The sequence below is a fragment of the Pseudomonas sp. YY-1 genome, assembly GCF_002843095.1.
In the GTDB taxonomy this organism is placed as follows: domain Bacteria; phylum Pseudomonadota; class Gammaproteobacteria; order Pseudomonadales; family Pseudomonadaceae; genus Aquipseudomonas; species Aquipseudomonas sediminis_A.
Genome location: NZ_PJLX01000002.1, coordinates 309,275 through 328,749 on the forward strand (window position 1 = coordinate 309,275; position 19,475 = coordinate 328,749).

Sequence of the window (19,475 nt, forward strand, 5' to 3'; positions counted from 1 at the left end):
TTGGGGCGCTATTGGGCGGCATGTTGGGCAAATGCTATAGTTCGCGGCCATTTTGGCCCGATAGGGTCTGTTCCTGTTTCGCTCGCGGCCGCGCCGGAGCCTGTTTTGCCTCGACGCAAGGCACGAGATGCGAAGTTTAGTCGTCTAAATGAGTCATCGAGTAACACCGCATCGCTGCAAAACAGGCCCGGCCCTCCGGGTTGCGCGGGAAAATGGTCCCCGCTGTCGTTGCAGGACTTGGCAAGGGGCGACCATTACCGGCGTCCTGCGCCTAACCGGGGATCATTTCTCGCGGCAACGCGGCTCGCGATGAAACGGGAGCAGACCCTAGTTGGCGCGTGTCTTCGCTTCTGGAGGCGGCGTCTGCCAGGAAGGCCTTATTTTCAAGGAGTTCAGATGAGCGCCGAGCACGAGTACGCGATCGAGTTGCAGGGCGTCAGCTTTCAGCGTGGCGCGCGATCGATTTTCGACAAGGTCGATATCCGCATTCCGCGCGGCAAGGTCACCGGCATCATGGGCCCCTCCGGCTGCGGCAAGACCACGCTGCTGCGGCTGATCGCTGCCGAGCTGCGTCCTTCTGCAGGCGATGTTCGCGTCGACGGCGTCAGTCTGCCGAAGCTCTCGCGTGATGAGCTGTTCGATATGCGCAAGCAGATGGGCGTCCTGTTCCAGAGCGGCGCGCTGTTCACCGATCTCGATGTGTTCGAGAACGTGGCATTCCCTCTGCGCGTGCACACCAAGCTTCCTGAGGAAATGATCCGCGACATCGTCCTGATGAAACTGCAGGCCGTTGGCTTGCGTGGGGCGCTGGATCTGATGCCGGACGAGTTGTCTGGCGGCATGAAGCGCCGTGTTGCGCTGGCCCGAGCCATTGCACTCGACCCGCAGATTCTGCTGTACGACGAGCCGTTCGTCGGCCAGGACCCCATCGCCATGGGTGTTCTGGTGCGCCTGATCCGCCTGCTCAACGATGCACTGGGGATCACCAGTGTGGTGGTGTCTCACGACCTTGCAGAAACGGCCAGCATCGCCGACTACATCTATGTCGTCGGTGATGCTCAGGTGTTGGGGCAGGGCACTCCGGCCGAGTTGATGGAGTCGGATAATCCACGTATTCGTCAGTTCATGAAGGGCATTCCTGATGGGCCGGTGCCGTTTCATTTTCCAGCGCCGGACTACCGCGAAGATCTGTTGGGGAGAGGTTGATGCGCAGAAATTCACCGCTCGAACGGCTGCGGCTGTTCGGTCGTGCGGGTATCGATGTGGTCGCGACACTGGGGCGTTCGGTGCTGTTTCTGGTCAGCGCTCTGTTCGGTCGCAGCCGTGCCGGCAAGCCTTTGCAGCTGTTGATCAAGCAGCTGTTCGCGGTTGGCGTGATGTCGCTGGCGATCATTGTCGTGTCCGGCATCTTCATCGGCATGGTGTTGGCCCTGCAGGGCTACAACATTCTGGTCAGCTATGGCTCCGAACAGGCTGTTGGGCAGATGGTCGCCCTGACTCTGCTGCGTGAACTTGGCCCGGTGGTGACCGCGTTGCTGTTCGCCGGCCGCGCCGGCTCGGCGCTGACGGCCGAAATCGGCAACATGAAGTCCACCGAGCAGCTTTCCAGCCTGGAGATGATTGGCGTCGATCCGCTCAAGTACATCGTCGCGCCGCGGCTGTGGGCCGGCTTCATCTCGATGCCGCTGCTGGCGATGATCTTCTGCGTGGTCGGCATCTGGGGTGCGGCCATGGTCGCCGTGGATTGGCTGGGCGTTTACGAGGGCTCGTTCTGGTCGAACATGCAGAACAGTGTTTCCTTTTATGACGACGTGCTCAACGGGGTGATCAAGAGCATCGTCTTCGCCTTCGTGGTGACCTGGATCGCCGTATTCCAGGGCTACGACTGTGAACCTACTTCCGAAGGCATCAGCCGTGCGACCACGCGCACCGTGGTGTACGCCTCGCTGGCCGTGCTTGGCCTGGATTTCATTCTGACCGCTTTGATGTTTGGAGATTTCTGATGCAAAACCGCACGCTGGAGATTGGTGTCGGCCTGTTCCTCATGGCCGGTGTGCTGGCCCTGCTGTTGCTGGCCCTGCGCGTCAGCGGCCTGAGCGTCGGCAGTGCTGGCGATACCTACAAGGTCTACGCCTATTTCGACAACATCGCCGGGCTGACCGTGCGCGCCAAGGTCACCATGGCCGGCGTGAGCATCGGCAAGGTCACTGCGATCGATCTGGATCGTGACAGCTACATGGGCCGGGTGACCCTGGAGCTCGATGGTGGCGTCAATAACCTGCCTGAGGATTCCACTGCGTCGATCCTGACCGCGGGGCTACTCGGTGAGAAATACATCGGCATCAGCGTTGGTGGTGACGAGGAGGTGCTCAAGGACGGCAGCACCATTCACGACACGCAGTCCTCGCTGGTGCTGGAAGACCTGATTGGCAAATTCCTGCTCAATTCGGTCAATAAAGATGAAGCCAATTGATGAGGGCTCCTGACATGTTCAAAACCGTGCGTAACTCCCTGCTGGTGTTGCTGGCTACCATGCCGCTGCTGGCCACCGCTGCGCCAAGCGCCCATGAAGTGGTGCAGCAAACCACCGAAACCCTGCTGGCTGACCTCAAGGCCAACAAGGAGCAGTACCGCAGCAATCCCAATGCTTTCTACGACTCGCTCAACGAGATTCTCGGGCCGGTGGTGGATGTCGATGGCATCGCCCGTGGCGTGATGACCGTGCGCTACTCGCGCCAGGCCTCGCCTGAGCAGATGAGCCGCTTTCAGGAGAACTTCAAGCGCAGCCTGATGCAGTTCTATGGCAATGCCTTGCTTGAGTACAACAATCAGGACATTCGCGTGCTGCCGGCCAGCGGCAGGGCCGAAGGCGAGCGCACGTCGGTCGGCATGGAAATTCGTGATGGCAAGGGCGTGGTCTACCCGCTGTCCTACACCATGGTGTCGATGGATGGCGGCTGGAAGTTGCGTAACGTGGTGATCAACGGCATCAACGTCGGCAAGTTGTTCCGCGATCAGTTCGCCCAGTCCATGCAGAACAACCGTAATGATCTCGACAAGGTTATCGACACCTGGGCCGATACCGTGGCCAGGGCGCGTCAGGCTCGAGGCGAATCGTGAGTCAGGCGAACATCAGCGAGCGCGCCGCTGGGCAATTTCAGCTCAGTGGTGTGCTCGATTACAGTACCGGCCCGCTGCTACGTGAACAGGGCGCGCGCCTGATCGCCGCCAGCAGCGCGACGCGTCTGGCACTGGACTGCAGCGCAGTGGAAAAGTCCAGCAGCGTCGGTCTGGCGCTGTTGCTGGCGTTCATGCGTGATGCACGCAAGGCAGGGCGTGAGCTGACAATCAGTGCGCTGCCCGACGACATGCGTGAGATCGCTCAGGTCAGCGGCCTGCTGGAGTTGCTGTCGCTGCAAGCGTGAAGCGTCTTCCGTCGTTCCGTCAGCACCGGTGTTGGCGGGGTTCGCAGGCGGGAGGCTTTTTTGTATCATGGCCGACCCGCGGGCTCAGGTGCCCGAATGCGTCAGTCGAGGTCGAGCATGCAGGCTGCAGAAGTAAAAAGCCTCCTAGAGGAAAAACTCCCGAATACCCAGGTGGAAGTCGAAGGCGAAGGCTGCAACTTCCAGCTCAACCTGATCAGCGACGAACTGGCCGCCCTCAGCCCGGTCAAGCGTCAGCAGCAGATCTATGCCCACCTCAATGCCTGGATCGCTGATGGCAGCATCCACGCCGTGACCATGAAATTCTTCAGCCAGGCCGATTGGGCCGCGCGTTCCTGAGCCTGCGGGCGACGAGATTCCTATGGATAAACTGATCATTACCGGCGGCGCTCGCCTCGATGGCGAAATCCGCATTTCCGGTGCGAAAAACTCTGCTCTGCCGATTCTGGCGGCCACCCTGCTGGGCGACGCCCCCGTCACCATCTGCAACCTGCCGCACCTGCACGACATCACCACCATGATCGAGCTGTTCGGCCGCATGGGCATCGAGCCGGTGATCGACGAGAAGCTGGCGGTGGAAGTTGACGCCCGTGCGATCAAGACCCTGGTCGCGCCTTACGAACTGGTAAAAACCATGCGCGCCTCGATTCTGGTGCTCGGCCCGATGGTCGCCCGCTTCGGTGAGGCCGAGGTGGCGCTGCCCGGTGGTTGCGCCATCGGTTCGCGTCCGGTCGATCTGCACATCCGTGGCCTCGAGGCCATGGGCGCGATCATCGATGTCGAAGGTGGCTACATCAAGGCCAAGGCGCCGGAAGGTGGCTTGCGCGGGGCGCACTTCTTCTTCGACGTAGTCAGCGTGACCGGTACCGAGAACATCATGATGGCCGCGACCCTGGCCAAGGGCCGCAGCGTGCTGGAAAACGCCGCGCGTGAGCCTGAAGTGGTCGACCTGGCCAACTGCCTGATCGCCATGGGCGCGAAGATCCAGGGCGCCGGCACCGATACCATCATCATCGACGGCGTCGAGCGCCTGCACGGTGCGCGTTTCAACGTCATGCCTGACCGTATCGAGACCGGTACCTACCTGGTCGCGGCAGCCGTTACCGGTGGCCGGGTCAAGGTCAAGGACGCCGACCCTTCGACGCTGGAGGCCGTGCTGGCCAAGCTGCAGGAGGCTGGCGCCGAAATCACTACCGGCCCGGACTGGATCGAGCTGGACATGAAGGGTAAGCGCCCAAAAGCCGTCAACCTGCGCACCGCTCCCTATCCGGCGTTCCCCACCGACATGCAGGCGCAGTTCATCGCCCTCAATGCGGTGGCCGAAGGCACTGGCACCATCATCGAAACCGTGTTCGAAAACCGTTTCATGCACGTCTACGAGATGCTGCGCATGGGCGCCAATATCCTGGTCGAAGGCAATACGGCCGTGGTTACCGGGGTCGACAAGCTCAAGGGCGCACCTGTGATGGCGACCGACCTGCGCGCCTCGGCGAGCCTGGTGCTGGCCGCGCTGGTGGCTGACGGCGATACGCTGATCGACCGCATTTACCACATCGACCGTGGTTACGAGTGCATCGAAGAGAAGCTGCAACTGCTCGGCGCCAAGATCCGCCGCGTTCCGGGTTGATGGCGATCTGCTGCGCGTCGGTCCTGCTGCGTTAAAAACAGGCTCGGAATGCTCATTTACAACTTGTAAACTCCGCTTCCTCGCCTGTTTTTGCCTTGCATGACTCTAGCTCGCGAGATCGCAGATAGTGTGGCCACCCCTCTCGGGAGGCCGCTTCCGCTCAAGGAAACCGTTTCATGTTGACCATCGCCCTGTCCAAAGGCCGCATTCTCGATGACACCCTGCCGTTGCTTGCTGCAGCGGGCATCGAGCCGACCGAGAACCCGGACAAGAGCCGCAAGCTGATCATCCCGACCACTCAGGATGATGTGCGCCTGCTTATCGTGCGTGCCACCGATGTGCCGACCTATGTCGAGCACGGTGCCGCTGATCTGGGTGTCGCCGGCAAGGATGTACTGATGGAGTACGGCGGCCAGGGCATCTACGAGCCGCTGGATCTGCAGATCGCCAAGTGCAAGCTGATGACGGCTGGCAAGGTCGGTGCGCCGGAGCCGAAAGGCCGCCTGCGCGTGGCCACCAAGTTCGTCAACGTCGCCAAGCGCTACTACGCCGAGCAGGGCCGTCAGGTCGACATCATCAAGCTGTACGGCTCGATGGAACTGGCGCCGCTGGTGGGCCTGGCCGACAAGATCATCGACGTGGTCGACACCGGCAACACCCTGCGTGCCAACGGCCTGGAGCCGCAGGAACTGATAGCCACCATCAGCTCGCGGCTGATCGTCAACAAGGCCTCGATGAAAATGCAGCACGCGCGCATCCAGGCCCTGATAGATACCCTGCGTGGCGCCATCGAGGCGCGACACCAAGGCTGATTCCTCACCGCGACCTCTGGTCGCGGCAGCCTATCCGTGTCATAGCCAAATTCTCAGGTGCCCGCACGGTGGGCTTGCTACTCTAGCGGCGCCTGAAATTTGCCATCACACGAGGCTTAGCCATGACTGCTCCAATCGCCATTCGCCGACTCAATGCCGCTGACCAGGATTTCGCCCGACACCTGGATCATCTGCTGAGCTGGGAGAGCGTGTCCGACGATGGCGTCAACCAGCGCGTCCTGGAAATCATCCAGGCCGTGCGTGAGTGCGGCGATGCCGCCCTGGTCGAATACACCCAGCGTTTCGATGGTCTGCAAGTCGCCTCCATGGCCGACCTTATCCTGCCGCGCGAGCGCCTGGAACTGGCCCTGACCCGAATCAGTGCCGAGCAGCGCCAAGCGCTGGAAGTGGCCGCCGAGCGGGTGCGCAGCTACCACGAGAAGCAGAAGCAGGACTCCTGGCGCTACACCGAAGCCGACGGCACGGTGCTGGGGCAGAAGGTCACCCCGCTGGATCGCGCCGGCCTGTACGTGCCGGGCGGCAAGGCGTCCTACCCGTCCTCGGTGCTGATGAACGCCATTCCGGCCAAGGTCGCCGGCGTGCCGGAAGTGGTAATGGTGGTGCCGACCCCGCGTGGTGAGATCAACGAGATCGTTCTCGCTGCTGCCGCCATCGCCGGCGTCGACCGCGTGTTCACCATCGGTGGCGCCCAGGCTGTGGCCGCGTTGGCCTACGGCACCGAGAGCGTGCCGCCGGTGGACAAGATCGTCGGTCCGGGCAACATCTATGTGGCCACCGCCAAGCGCCATGTGTTCGGCAAGGTGGGCATCGACATGATCGCCGGCCCGTCGGAGATCCTCGTGGTCTGTGACGGCCAGACCGATCCGGACTGGATCGCCATGGATCTGTTCTCCCAGGCTGAGCACGATGAGGATGCCCAGTCGATCCTGGTCAGCCCGGATGCCGCCTTCCTCGACCGCGTCGCTGAAAGCATCGCCAAGCTGCTGCCGACCATGGAGCGGGCCGAGATCATCCGTACCTCGCTGGAGGGGCGCGGCGCCTTGATCCAGGTGGCGGACATGGAGCAGGCCATTGAGGTGGCCAACCGTATCGCGCCCGAGCACTTGGAGCTGTCGGTCGCCGACCCGGAAGCCTGGCTGCCCGAGATTCGCCACGCCGGTGCGATCTTCATGGGCCGCTACACAGCAGAAGCCCTGGGTGACTATGTGGCGGGCCCGAACCACGTGCTGCCAACATCGGGCACCGCGCGTTTTTCCTCGCCGCTGGGTGTGTACGACTTTCAGAAGCGCTCGTCGATCATCTTCTGCTCGCCGGATGGCGCGTCGGAGCTTGGCAAGAGCGCCTCGGTGCTGGCCCGTGGCGAGTCGCTGACCGCGCATGCGCGCAGCGCCGAGTACCGAATCAAGTGATGTAGGGCGCGTCACGCGCGCCTATTGATTATCCGTGGTGCGCACAGCGCACCCTACGCATTCGAGGAGAGAAGGGCAGATGAGCAAATTCTGGAGCCCCTTCGTCAAAGACCTGGTGCCCTATGTGCCAGGTGAGCAGCCCAAGCTGAGCAAGCTGGTCAAGCTCAATACCAACGAGAACCCATATGGCCCCTCGCCCAAGGCCATTGCGGCGATGCAGGCTGAGGTCAACGACAACCTGCGTTTGTACCCGGACCCCAACAGCGACCGCCTGAAGCAGGCAGTGGCCGACTACTACGGTGTACAGACCAACCAGGTGTTCGTCGGCAATGGCTCCGACGAGGTGTTGGCACACGCGTTCCATGGCCTGTTCCAGCATGACGCGCCGCTGCTGTTCCCGGACATCAGCTACAGCTTCTATCCGGTTTATTGCGGCCTGTACGGTATCGAGCAGCAGCAGGTGCCGCTGGACGAGCAGTTCCAGATCCGCGTGGAGGATTATGCTCGGCCCAATGGCGGCATCATCTTCCCCAACCCCAATGCGCCGACCGGCTGTCTGCTGCCGCTCGAGGCCATCGAGCGCCTACTGCAAGGCAGCCCGGATTCGGTAGTGCTGGTAGACGAGGCCTATATCGACTTCGGTGGGCAGACGGCCATCGCCCTGGTCGACAAGTACCCGAATCTGCTAGTCACCCAGACCCTGTCCAAGTCGCGTTCTCTGGCGGGCTTGCGCGTTGGGATTGCAGTCGGTCATCCGGACCTGATCGAGGCGCTGGAGCGAATCAAGAACAGCTTCAACTCCTACCCGCTTGATCGAGCGGCCATCGCCGGTGCAGCCGCAGCGTTCGAGGACCGTGATTATTTCGAGAAAACCTGCCAGCAGGTGATCGAGAGTCGTGAGGCGGTGGTTGCGGGCCTGCAGGGGCTGGGCTTCGAGGTACTGCCTTCGGCAGCGAACTTCGTCTTCGCCCGTCACCCGGGCAAGGATGCAGCGACTTTGGCCGCGGGCCTGCGTGAGCAGGGCGTGATCGTGCGTCACTTCAAGCAACAGCGCATCGCCCAGTTCCTGCGTATCACCATCGGTACGCCGGAGCAGAACCAGGCACTGCTGGATGCGCTGCGTGGGCTGTAATCGATACGAGCTTTAGCAAAGCCGGTGACGCTCGCGTCACCGGCTTTTTTCATGGCACGGTGCATGGCGTTGCGGTTACTCGTGGTGCGGCTGGCCGAGGAAGGTCAGTGAGGTGAACAGACCACGGCTCTCGATATTCGGGTCGTTCTCCACCGGTACGTAGACCGAGGCGCTGATGATGTTCAGTGCCTCGTTGCGCACCGTTACCTGCGCGCGGCCCTCGGCATCGGTTACCGCGCTGACCTGATGCGGTGCGCCGCGATAGTCGCCGACCAGCTCGACGCCTGCCATCGGCTTGCCGTCCACCAGCACGCGCACCGGCAGCGGCTTGCCTGGGCCGACCTTGAGCGGGTCGGTTTCCGGCACTATGACCATCTTCAGGTGTTCCAGCGCAGGCAGCTTGGCGTCTTCTGAGTAGATCGCCAGGCTGTATTTGTAGGTTTGCAGCGACTGGGTCGAGTTCGTCACCTGACTGCGGCCCTGGTTGATCCATTGGCCTTCCGGGGTCTTCGACCAGGCGCCATTGTCCAGCGCGACACCGAGTACGGCGGGTTTCTTCAAAGGTTGCAGGCGGGCGTGGTCGGCCAGACGTTCGACGGTCACCGGAATCATTCGACCCGCTGCGTCATAGGCCCAGGCGCCGCTGATCTTTTCCGCCTTGAAGGCATCATCCTCGGCACCGTGGCCGTAGACGACTTCGATATTGCCGCGGCGCTCCTCGGTCCAGAGGCCGTGAGCGAGAGCGCTGCTGCTGGCGAACAGGCCGGCGAGAAGCAGGTAGGCAGGAATACGCATGTGAATCTCCGATTCAAAGGTTGAGGGTCAGGCTGACGCTGAGATTGCGAGGGTCGCCGGGCATTACCCAGACGTTGTTGAACGAGCGCTCGTAGTACTTGCGATCGAACAGGTTGTTGAGGTTCAGGCCCAGGTTCAGGTCCTTGGTGGCCTGCCAGCGCGCCAGCAGATCGACCGTGGTATAGGCCGGCAGCTCGAAATCGCTGCCGGTCTGCCCGGAGCGGTCGCCAACGTAGGTGATCGCGGCGCCCAGCTCGGAACCTTTCATTGCGCCATTCTGGAACTGGTAAACACTCATCAGGCTGGCGCTGTTGCGGGCGATGCCAAGCAGGTCACTACCTTCAGGGATGCTGTTGTCCTTGGTCACCTCAGCATCGATGTAGGCGTAGGCGCCGATCACACGTAGGGCATCGGTGAGCTGGCCGCTGACCTGCAGGTCCAGACCCTGGCTGCGCGCCTTACCGGCGGCGATGCTGTCGCCGGGGTTGTTCGGGTCGGCAGTCAGCACGTTTTCCTTGTCGATATGGAACAGTGCCACGGTGGCGCCGAGGCGGCTGTCGAGCAGGTCGAGCTTGAGGCCGGTTTCATAGCCGAGGCCTTTCTCCGGTTTGAATACCTGCCCTTGGGCGCCGATGGTGTTGGGCTTGAACGACATCGAGGCGTTGGCGAACACGCCGACCTCTGGTGTCAGCTGATAGAGCACGCCGGCGCGCGGGGTGGCGACATCCTTGCTCTGCTCGTTGCTGACGCGGGTACTGCGGTTCAGTGCGTTTTGCTCGAAACGCTCCAGACGCACGCCGAGCAGGCCGCTCCAGCGCTCGTTGAAGCTGATCTGATCCTGCAGGTTGAGGGCGTAGCTTTCGGTGTGCTCGTGGAAGTCGTTGGGATTGACGATGGGGGGCTTGGGCTGACCATAGATCGGGTTGTAGATGTCCTGGCCATAGCCCAGGCCGGTAACGCTTTGCGGGTACTTCTGGCTGTTGCGATAGTTCTCGTATTCCAGCCCAAGTAGCGTCTGATGTTGCCAACCTGCCAGTTCGAACTGCCCATGCAGCTCGGCCTGGGTGATGCTGTCGTTCCATTCGAAGCGGCGCTCGCGATAGAAGCGCGTGACCTGATCGCCAATCAGGCGCGATGGTTCGGAGCTGTTGCCGTCCAGCGTGCCCTGGCTGTAATGGCTGGCCAGGCGCAGTTTCCAGGCATCGTTGAGGTAGTGCTCGAGGCTGACCTGCAGTAGTTGGTTGTCGTTGCGGATCTTGCCGTCGTTGGTCTCGCCGAGAAAGGTCGAGTGCTTGACCGCGCCCATCTTGCCGTCGACGGCGGGAATGCCGCGGTCGAACACCGAGTCGGTGCGGGAAAATTCGCTGTCGATCATCAGCAGGGTGTCGGGCGACAGCTGCCAACTGAAGGTCGGGTTGATGATCTGTCGCTGGTTGCCAACGTGATCGCGAAAACTGCCGTTGTCTTCGACTGCCAGGTTGACCCGCGAAAGCAGGGTGCCGTCCTCGTTCAGCGGTGTGTTGACGTCGAGACTGCTGCGGTAGCGATCCCAGCGCCCGGCGCTGGCTTTGAACTGAGTGAAGGGCTCCAGTTGCGGGCGCTTGGTGACGATGTTGACCAGCCCGCCGGGATCGCCGCGGCCGTAGAGGGCGGCGGCCGGTCCTTTGAGCACTTCCAGACGCTCGATGGCTGATGCGTCCGGCGAGCTGTAACTGCCGCGGTTGATGGCGAAGCCGTTGCGATACAGCTCACCAGTGGTGAAGCCACGCACGCTGTAGTTGAGAAATGTCAGGCCGCCGAAATTGTTCTGCCGCGAGACGCCGCCAGCGAAATCCAGGGCGCGGTCGATACGGCTGCTGCCGAGATCGTCCAGCACCTGGGCGGGGACTACGCTGATGGCCTGGGGAATCTCGCTGATGGGGGTGTCGGTACGGGTGGCGCTGGATGAACGCTTGGCGCGGTAGCCCTGCACCGGCCCGTCGGCTTGTTCACCGGGGGCGCTGATGATGCTGTCAGCCAGTTGGGCTGGAGATTCGGCGGCAAGAGCGCAGGGTGTTAACAGGCTGCCGGCAAGCAAGGCGGTAGTGACGCGCAAGGGGATGTCTCCGGATGATTGTGATTAATGTAATAACATTACAATAGCCTCAATCGAGAAAATTTCCCACTTGAAAATGCTCGCCGATCAGTTGCCGTTAACGGGAGGGCGAATGCCGATCTCGGCGCTCAGCTCCAGCGATTTGCCGTTGCGCAGTACCTCGATGCGAATCTTGTCGCCAGGCTTGGTGCGCGCTACCTGGTTCATCGAACGCCGGCCGTCGCTGGCCGCTTCGCCGTCGATGCTGAGAATCAGGTCGCCAGGCTGCAGGCCGGCTTTCTGTGCCGGGCCGTCGCGATAGACCCCGGCGACGACAATGCCGGGGCGGCCATCGAGGCCGAAGGACTCGGCCAGTTCCGGCGTCAGTGGTTGCACCTCGACACCTAGGTAGCCGCGAATCACCTGACCATGTTCGATGATCGCCTGCATCACTTCCATCGCCAGTTTCACCGGTATGGCGAAGCCGATACCCTGCGAGCCGCCGGACTTGGAGAAGATCGCGGTGTTGATGCCGACCAGGTTGCCGTGGGCATCGACCAACGCACCGCCGGAGTTACCCGGGTTGATTGCCGCATCGGTCTGGATGAAGTCTTCGTAGGTGTTGAGGCCCAGCTGGTTGCGCCCGGTGGCGCTGATGATGCCCATGGTCACGGTCTGGCCGACGCCGAAGGGGTTGCCGATGGCCAGGGTGACATCGCCGATGCGAATCCTGTCGGATCGCCCGAGGGTGATCGCCGGGAGATTGGGCAGGTCGATCTTCAAGACTGCGAGGTCGGTTTCCGGGTCGTTGCCGATCACCCGGGCCAGGGTTTCGCGGCCATCCTTGAGGGCGACGACGATCTGGTCGGCACCGCTGACCACGTGATTGTTGGTCAGCAGGTAGCCTTCACGGCTCATCAGCACGGCCGAACCCAGGCTCGATTCCATGCGCTGCTGACGTGGCAGGTTGTCACCGAAGAAGCGGCGGAAGGTCGGGTCTTCGAACAGCGGATGGGTTGGTTTGCTCACCAGCTTGGTGGTGTACAGGTTGGCCACTGCAGGCGAGGCGGTGTCGACGGCTTCGGCGTAGGATACCGGGCCTTCCTGCAGGCGGCTGTAGAGCGGGGCCTGCACCAGTTGCACTTCCTGGCGTGGCAAACCGACCCATTCCGGGTAGCGCTGGATCAGCAGGAGTGCGAGCAGCACGCCAACCAGCAGGGGCCAACCGAGAAAACGCAGTGCCTGGGGCATCGAGACAATCCTGAGGGTTGCGGGGGCCAAATCCGGCCCTTAAGGTGGCGCATTATAGTGAGGTGCTCGCCAATTAGGCAGCGGCCCGCAACAGCTTGTGAGGAATCTTCATGGCCATTGCCCTGACCACGCTAGTGGAAGAAGCTGACGCTTTTCTTAATGCGTCGCGCATCAGTGATTACTGCCCCAATGGCCTGCAGGTCGAGGGGCGTCCGCAGGTCAGCCGCATCGTCAGCGGCGTTACCGCCAGTCAGGCGCTGATCGAGGCTGCGATCGAGGCCGAGGCCGATGTGCTGCTGGTGCATCACGGCTATTTCTGGAAGGGTGAGAACCCCTGTGTCACTGGCATGAAGCAGCGTCGTCTGAAAGCGCTGCTGGCGCACGATATCAGTCTGCTGGCCTATCACCTGCCGCTGGATGTACACCCCGAAGTGGGCAACAACGTGCAGCTCGCACGGCAGCTCGGCATCGTCGTCGAGGGGCCGCTGGAGCCGGAAAACCCGCGCACCGTTGGCCTCGTCGGCTCGCTGACCGAGCCGGCGAGCGCCGTCGATTTCGCCCGCCACGTGCAGCAGGTGCTCGGGCGTGAACCGCTGCTGGTGGAGGGCGAAGGGCTGATCCGTCGCGTCGGCTGGTGCACCGGTGGTGGGCAGGGCTACATCGACCAGGCTGTAGCAGCCGGGGTCGACCTGTACCTGACCGGCGAAGCCTCGGAGCAGACCTTCCACAGCGCCCGCGAGAATGGCGTGAGCTTCATCGCCGCGGGCCATCATGCCACCGAGCGCTATGGCGTGCAGGCACTGGGCGATTATCTGGCGCGTCGTTTCGCCCTCGAGCACCTGTTCATCGACTGCCCCAATCCAGTCTGAGTCATCCAGACGGGCAGGCATAACACTAGAACGTTTCGATCTAACCGGCGCCCTGAGTATAAGCAGGTGCTGTGGTAGAGTGCGCGCTCGTCCACGGCCCGCCGGCCCCATAACAGCAATCCGTGAGTAGCCATGCTCGACAAATTGACCCATCTCAAGCAGCTGGAGGCGGAAAGCATCCACATCATTCGTGAAGTGGCCGCCGAATTCGATAACCCGGTGATGCTCTATTCCATCGGTAAGGATTCAGCCGTGATGCTGCATCTGGCCCGCAAGGCATTCTTCCCAGGCAAACTGCCGTTTCCGGTGATGCACGTCGACACCCGCTGGAAATTCCAGGAGATGTACAGCTTTCGCGACAAGATGGTCAGCGAGATGGGCCTGGACCTGATCACCCACATCAACCCCGATGGTGTGGCGCAGGACATGAACCCCTTCACCTACGGCAGTGCCAAGCACACCGATGTGATGAAGACCGAAGGCCTCAAGCAGGCGCTGGACAAGTACGGTTTCGACGCCGCCTTCGGTGGCGCGCGCCGCGACGAAGAAAAGTCGCGCGCTAAAGAGCGCGTGTACTCCTTCCGCGACAGCAAGCACCGCTGGGACCCGAAGAACCAGCGCCCGGAGCTGTGGAACGTTTACAACGGCAAGGTCAAGAAGGGCGAGTCGATCCGCGTCTTCCCGCTGTCGAACTGGACCGAACTGGACATCTGGCAGTACATCTATCTGGAGCAGATTCCAATCGTGCCGCTGTACTTCGCTGCCGAGCGCGAAGTGATCGAGAAAAACGGCACGCTGATCATGATCGACGACGAGCGCATCCTCGAGCACCTGTCCGATGAAGAGAAGGCGCGCATCACCAAGAAGATGGTGCGTTTCCGTACCCTTGGCTGCTACCCGCTGACCGGCGCGGTGGAGTCCACGGCACTGACTTTGCCCGAAATCATCCAGGAGATGCTCCTGACCCGGACTTCCGAACGCCAGGGCCGCGTGATCGATCACGACGCCGCCGGGTCGATGGAAGAAAAGAAACGTCAGGGCTATTTCTGAGGATCGCGCACCATGAGTCACCAATCCGATTTGATCGGCCAGGACATTCTCGCTTACCTGGCCCAGCACGAGCGCAAGGAACTGCTGCGCTTTCTTACCTGTGGCAACGTCGACGACGGCAAGAGCACGCTGATCGGCCGTTTGCTGCATGATTCCAAGATGATCTACGAAGATCATCTGGAAGCCATCACCAAGGATTCGAAGAAAGTCGGTACCACCGGCGATGACATCGACCTGGCACTGCTGGTCGATGGCCTGCAGGCCGAGCGCGAGCAGGGCATCACCATCGATGTGGCTTACCGCTATTTTTCTACCGCCAAGCGCAAGTTCATCATCGCCGACACTCCCGGCCATGAGCAGTACACGCGCAACATGGCCACCGGCGCCTCGACGTGCGACCTGGCGATCATCCTGATCGACGCCCGTTACGGCGTGCAGACCCAGACCAAGCGCCACAGCTTCATCGCATCCTTGCTGGGCATCAAGCATATCGTCGTCGCGGTCAACAAGATGGACCTCAAGGACTTCGATCAGGGCGTGTTCGAGCAGATCAAGGCCGACTACCTGGCCTTCGCCGAGAAGATCGACCTGCGTCCGACCACCCTCGAGTTCGTGCCGATGTCGGCCCTCAAGGGCGACAACGTGGTCAACAAGTCCGAGCGCTCGCCCTGGTACACCGGCCAGTCGCTGATGGAAATTCTCGAGACCGTCGAAGTCGCTGGCGACCGCAACTTCGATGACCTGCGCTTCCCGGTGCAGTACGTCAACCGTCCGAACCTGAACTTCCGTGGCTTCGCCGGTACCCTGGCCAGCGGCATCGTGCGCAAGGGCGACGAAGTACTGGCCTTGCCGTCGGCCAAGAGCAGTCGGGTCAAATCCATCGTCACCTTCGAGGGTGAGCTGGAGCAGGCCGGTCCGGGCCAGGCCATCACCCTGACCCTGGAAGACGAGATCGACGTGTCGCGCGGCGACATGCTGGTGCATGCCGACAACCGTCCGCAGGTCACCGACAGCTTCGAGGCCATGCTGGTATGGATGGGCGAGGAGCCGATGCTGCCGGGCAAGAAATACGACATCAAACGCGCCACCAGTTATGTGCCGGGCTCGATCCCGAGTATCGTTCATCGCGTCGATGTGAACACCTTGGAGCAGGGCGCGGCCAGCGAGCTCAAACTCAACGAAATCGGCCGGGTCAAGGTGGCGCTGGATGCACCGATCGCCCTGGATGGTTACGAATACAACCGCACCACGGGTGCTTTTATCATCATTGACCGCCTGACCAACGGTACCGTCGGTGCCGGCATGATCATCGCCGCTCCGGTCGCCCATGGTGGTGGTCAGCATGGCCGTCTGGCGCACGTGTCGACCGAGGAGCGTGCTTCGCGCTTCGGCCAGCAACCGGCCACCGTGCTGTTCACGGGCCTCTCCGGTGCCGGCAAGAGCACTCTGGCCTATGCCGTGGAGCGCAAGCTGTTCGATGTGGGCCGCGCGGTGTACGTGCTCGATGGCCAGAATCTGCGCCACGATCTCAACAAGGGGCTGCCGCAGGATCGCGCAGGCCGCGCCGAGAACTGGCGTCGTGCCGCGCATGTGGCGCGTCAGTTCAACGAAGCCGGGATGATTGCCCTGGCCGCCTTCGTCGCCCCGGATGCAGAAGGGCGTGAGCAGGCCAAGGTGCTGATCGGTCGCGAGCGTGCGCTGACCGTTTATGTGCAGGCGTCGCCGCAGATTTGCGCCGAACGTGATCCGCAGGGGCTGTACGCGGCCGGTGGTGACAACATCCCAGGCGAGGGCTTCCCTTACGACGTGCCGCTGGATGCCGATCTGGTGATCGACACCCAGTCGCAGTCGGTCGACGAGGGCGTCAAGGCGGTGCTGGATCTGCTGCGTAGTCGCGGCGCGATCTAACATTCGCGATGCTGCATGAAGAGCCCCGCTTATTAGTGGGGCTCATCGTTTGTGGGGTGTCTTTTGTAGGAGCGAATTCATTCGCGATATGGGCTTACGATGATCGCGAATGAATTCGCTCCTACCGTCCCGCGTAGCCCACAACCGCGCCCAATAAAAAGCCCCGCAATCGCGGGGCTCGGTGTTTCTGGCTGGCGGGTTACTTCTTCAGCCCGTAGCTCTCATCCAGCATGCCGGGGCCGTCGCTTTTCGGCGCGTAGTCCTTGGGCATTTCGTGGTTCTTCGGCGGGGTCAGGCGCTCGCGCTTCTCGCCTGTCTCTGTGCTGTTCAGGGTGGCCAGCAGGCGTTGACGAGTCAGCTCGTCCAGGGCCAGGCGGTTGGCGCCGTCGGACAGGTGCTCCTGCACGTCCTGGTAGCTCTGGGTGAGTTTCTTCACCAGGCTGGCGGTGGTGTTGAAGTGGGTCACCACTTCGCTCTGGTAGGCCTCGAAGCGTGCCTGCATTTCATCCATCTGCCGCTGCGTACGGCCCGGTGCAGCATTGGGGGCCAGGCGGGCGAGCAGAAAGCCCACGGCGATGCCGACCACCAGGGTCAGGGCGGGTATCAACCAGGCTGTAACGGTCTGTTCCACGAGTCCTTCCTCTCAAAACGGCTTTGCTTTACGTTAGCGGCTTGAGCCTGTGCTGTATACGTCCAGAACCTGCTCAGCGTCTTCTGCGCGTCGGCACTGCTGCGTTAAAAACAGGTTCGGAATGCTCATGTACAACAGTACACTCCGCTTCCTCTCCTGTTTTTGCCTTGCATTGCTTCTAGCTCGTAAGACGCTGAACAGGTTCATTTGCCGCACAGGCAGTTTGCTAGACGAGTCGACCCGTTGCGGGGTCACGGAGTTCAGTGTTGCTCAGTCGCGAAACCCCTCTTTTCATTCAAGGCCCCGTGGGTCAACTCGAAGCCCTTCTGCTGGAGGTGCCGGACGCCCGAGGCGTGGCGCTGGTCTGCCATCCCAATCCGGTGCAGGGCGGTACCATGCTCAACAAGGTGGTGAGCACGCTGCAGCGCACCGCGCGTGACTGTGGTTATCACACATTGCGATTCAATTATCGCGGCGTCGGCGCCAGTGCCGGTAGCCATGACATGGGCACCGGCGAGGTCGACGATGCCGATGCCGTCGCCGCCTGGCTCAAGGAGGAATACCCGAACCTGCCTGTCACGCTGCTGGGTTTCTCCTTCGGCGGCTTCGTCGCCGCAGCGCTGGGCGCGCGCCTGGAGGCGCAAGGCCAGGTGCCGAGCAAGTTGTTCATGGTGGCGCCGGCGGTGCATCGCCTGACTGCCGAGGTGCCGCCGGCCAGCCAGTGCCCGCTGGTGGTGATCCAGCCTGATGCCGACGAGGTGGTTGAGCCACAGGCCGTGTACGACTGGTCGGCCAATCTCGGGCGTGCCCACGAGCTGCTGAAAGTGGCAGAATGCGGTCACTTTTTTCATGGCAAGCTGACGGACTTGAAGGACATCCTTCTGCCGCGTTTATAAAAAACCGTCATTCCCGCGCAGGCGGGAACCCAGAGGGCCGCAGCACCCAGGCTCCCGCCTTCGCGGGAGTGACGGCAAATGAAGGCCTACCAAGTCATTGCAGCAAGACAAGCGAATTACTATGACCACCCGTATCCTTACCGGTATTACCACCACCGGCACGCCGCACCTGGGCAACTATGCCGGCGCCATCCGCCCGGCCATCGTCGCCAGCCGCGATCCGCAGATGGACTCTTTCTACTTCCTCGCCGATTACCACGCGCTGATCAAGTGCGATGACCCGGCGCGCATCCAGCGTTCGCGTCTGGAAATCGCGGCCACCTGGCTGGCATTGGGGCTGGATACCGACAAGGCGACCTTCTACCGCCAGTCCGACATCCCCGAGATTCCCGAGCTGTGCTGGCTGCTCACCTGCGTCGCCGGCAAGGGCCTGCTCAACCGCGCCCACGCTTACAAGGCTTCGGTGGACAAGAACGTTGAAGCTGGTGAGGACCCGGACGCCGGTGTGACCATGGGCCTGTTCAGCTACCCGGTGCTGATGGCCGCGGACATCCTGATGTTCAACGCGCAAAAGGTGCCGGTCGGTCGTGACCAGATTCAGCATGTGGAGATGGCGCGCGACATCGGTCAGCGCTTCAATCACCTGTTCGGCAAGGGCAAGGACCTGTTCGTCCTGCCCGAGGTGGTGATCGAGGCGGAAGTGGCGACGCTGCCAGGCCTCGACGGGCGCAAGATGAGCAAGAGCTACGACAACACCATCCCGCTGTTCGGCACAGCCAAGCAGCTCAAGGACGCCGTGGCGCGCATCGTCACCGACTCCAAGCTACCCGGTGAGCCCAAGGATGCCGAGGGTTCGCATCTGTTCACCCTGTACCAGGCCTTCGCCAGCCACGCGCAGCAGGCCGAATTCCGGGCCGAGCTGGAAGGCGGCCTGGCCTGGGGCGAGGCGAAGAATCGCCTGTACCAGCTGCTCGAAGACACCCTGGGCGAGGCGCGCGAGCGCTACAACGCGCTGATCGCTCGGCCGGCCGACCTGGAAGACATTCTCCTCGCCGGCGCCGCCAAGGCGCGCAAGATCGCCACGCCGTTCCTTGGCGAGCTGCGCGAGGCGGTGGGCCTGCGTTCGTTCCGCGAGCAGGTGCAAGTCGCTACTGGCGAGAAGAAGAAAGCCGCCAAGAGCGCCCGCTTCGTCAGCTTCCGCGATGAAGATGGCAGCTTCCGCTTCCGTCTGCTGGATGCCGATGGCGAGCAACTGCTGCTGTCGAAATCCTTCGCCGATGGCAAGTCGGCCGGCATGATCAATAAACGCCTGCAATCCGGCGAACCGCTGGATGTGCGCGTCGAAGGCCAGGTGTTCGCGGTATGGATCGATGGCGAGAGCGTGGCCAGCAGCCCCGAGTTCGCTGACGGTCAGGCGCTGGAAGATGCCATCGCCCGTCTGCGTGAGGCGTTAGCGCCGCAGGAGTGAGATGGCCGGTTCATACCGGGCGGCGGTTGCCGCCCACGGCAAGATTGCCAATCAACGGGGGCGTCGCTAAAGTGACGCCCCCGTTTTTA

Annotated in this window: 19 protein-coding genes; 15 read left to right on the top strand and 4 right to left on the bottom strand. The window is 62.2% G+C overall.

The features are described from left to right. Nucleotides 1–396 precede the first annotated feature (396 nt). The 10 genes from CXP40_RS04155 (at nt 397) to hisC (ending at nt 8,444) form a co-directional block, all read left to right on the top strand. Entirely contained in the window at nt 397–1,206 is an 810-nt protein-coding gene (locus CXP40_RS04155) for an ABC transporter ATP-binding protein (protein ID WP_106732740.1), read from the top strand. Next, entirely contained in the window at nt 1,206–2,003 is a 798-nt protein-coding gene (gene mlaE / locus CXP40_RS04160) for a lipid asymmetry maintenance ABC transporter permease subunit MlaE (protein ID WP_106732742.1), read from the top strand. Before CXP40_RS04155 ends, mlaE begins: the two co-directional genes overlap by 1 nt. Further along, a complete protein-coding gene (mlaD, locus tag CXP40_RS04165; protein ID WP_017678927.1) occupies nt 2,003–2,473 on the top strand; it encodes an outer membrane lipid asymmetry maintenance protein MlaD in 471 nt (156 codons plus the stop codon). The genes mlaE and mlaD overlap by 1 nt, the downstream gene beginning before the upstream one ends. Before the next feature lie 14 nt (nt 2,474–2,487). Beyond that, the gene (locus CXP40_RS04170; RefSeq protein WP_106732744.1) at nt 2,488–3,120 is read left to right on the top strand and encodes a phospholipid-binding protein MlaC; all 633 of its coding nucleotides are present in this window, start codon (nt 2,488–2,490) and stop codon (nt 3,118–3,120) included. Then, entirely contained in the window at nt 3,117–3,425 is a 309-nt protein-coding gene (locus CXP40_RS04175) for a lipid asymmetry maintenance protein MlaB (RefSeq protein ID WP_106732746.1), read from the top strand. Before CXP40_RS04170 ends, CXP40_RS04175 begins: the two co-directional genes overlap by 4 nt. Nucleotides 3,426–3,542: 117 nt before the next feature. After that, entirely contained in the window at nt 3,543–3,782 is a 240-nt protein-coding gene (locus CXP40_RS04180) for a BolA family protein (protein WP_003459267.1), read from the top strand. A 22-nt stretch (nt 3,783–3,804) separates the two neighbouring features. Then, on the top strand, nt 3,805–5,070 hold the full coding sequence (gene murA, locus CXP40_RS04185) for a UDP-N-acetylglucosamine 1-carboxyvinyltransferase (RefSeq protein ID WP_106732748.1): 1,266 nt from the start codon (nt 3,805–3,807) through the stop codon (nt 5,068–5,070). 176 nt (nt 5,071–5,246) lie between these two features. Continuing rightward, the gene (gene hisG / locus CXP40_RS04190; RefSeq protein WP_106732749.1) at nt 5,247–5,882 is read left to right on the top strand and encodes an ATP phosphoribosyltransferase; all 636 of its coding nucleotides are present in this window, start codon (nt 5,247–5,249) and stop codon (nt 5,880–5,882) included. Nucleotides 5,883–6,004: 122 nt separating this feature from the next. After that, the gene (gene hisD / locus CXP40_RS04195; protein ID WP_106732751.1) at nt 6,005–7,312 is read left to right on the top strand and encodes a histidinol dehydrogenase; all 1,308 of its coding nucleotides are present in this window, start codon (nt 6,005–6,007) and stop codon (nt 7,310–7,312) included. A 79-nt stretch (nt 7,313–7,391) separates the two neighbouring features. After that, a complete protein-coding gene (hisC, locus tag CXP40_RS04200; RefSeq protein ID WP_106732753.1) occupies nt 7,392–8,444 on the top strand; it encodes a histidinol-phosphate transaminase in 1,053 nt (350 codons plus the stop codon). 75 nt (nt 8,445–8,519) lie between these two features. On the opposite strand, the gene CXP40_RS04205 is transcribed toward hisC, so the two are convergent. The 3 genes from CXP40_RS04205 to algW form a co-directional block, all read right to left on the bottom strand. Next, nucleotides 8,520–9,239, bottom strand: a complete 720-nt coding sequence (locus CXP40_RS04205) for a DUF4198 domain-containing protein (protein WP_106732755.1) — start codon at nt 9,237–9,239, stop codon at nt 8,520–8,522. 13 nt (nt 9,240–9,252) lie between these two features. Further along, a complete protein-coding gene (locus tag CXP40_RS04210; protein ID WP_106732756.1) occupies nt 9,253–11,334 on the bottom strand; it encodes a TonB-dependent siderophore receptor in 2,082 nt (693 codons plus the stop codon). Nucleotides 11,335–11,421: 87 nt separating this feature from the next. Further along, entirely contained in the window at nt 11,422–12,564 is a 1,143-nt protein-coding gene (gene algW / locus CXP40_RS04215) for a Do family serine endopeptidase AlgW (protein WP_099522475.1), read from the bottom strand. Nucleotides 12,565–12,674: 110 nt separating this feature from the next. Between algW and CXP40_RS04220 the strand changes: the two genes are divergently transcribed. From CXP40_RS04220 to cysN, 3 genes are all read left to right on the top strand, one after another. Continuing rightward, complete coding sequence (locus CXP40_RS04220) at nt 12,675–13,433, top strand: Nif3-like dinuclear metal center hexameric protein (RefSeq protein ID WP_106732758.1); 759 nt, start codon at nt 12,675–12,677, stop codon at nt 13,431–13,433. Between the two features lie 132 nt (nt 13,434–13,565). Next, nucleotides 13,566–14,483, top strand: a complete 918-nt coding sequence (cysD, locus tag CXP40_RS04225) for a sulfate adenylyltransferase subunit CysD (protein ID WP_099522473.1) — start codon at nt 13,566–13,568, stop codon at nt 14,481–14,483. Between the two features lie 12 nt (nt 14,484–14,495). Further along, on the top strand, nt 14,496–16,391 hold the full coding sequence (cysN, locus tag CXP40_RS04230; RefSeq protein WP_106732760.1) for a sulfate adenylyltransferase subunit CysN: 1,896 nt from the start codon (nt 14,496–14,498) through the stop codon (nt 16,389–16,391). Between the two features lie 199 nt (nt 16,392–16,590). On the opposite strand, the gene CXP40_RS04235 is transcribed toward cysN, so the two are convergent. After that, on the bottom strand, nt 16,591–17,022 hold the full coding sequence (locus tag CXP40_RS04235; protein WP_099522471.1) for a YhcB family protein: 432 nt from the start codon (nt 17,020–17,022) through the stop codon (nt 16,591–16,593). Between the two features lie 266 nt (nt 17,023–17,288). Here CXP40_RS04235 and CXP40_RS04240 point away from each other — a divergent pair, with 266 nt between their 5' ends. Together CXP40_RS04240 and CXP40_RS04245 are read left to right on the top strand one after the other, a co-directional pair. Next, nucleotides 17,289–17,918, top strand: a complete 630-nt coding sequence (locus CXP40_RS04240) for an alpha/beta hydrolase (protein WP_106732761.1) — start codon at nt 17,289–17,291, stop codon at nt 17,916–17,918. A gap of 121 nt (nt 17,919–18,039) precedes the next feature. Then, a complete protein-coding gene (locus CXP40_RS04245) occupies nt 18,040–19,386 on the top strand; it encodes a tryptophan--tRNA ligase (protein WP_106732762.1) in 1,347 nt (448 codons plus the stop codon). Nucleotides 19,387–19,475 lie beyond the last annotated feature (89 nt).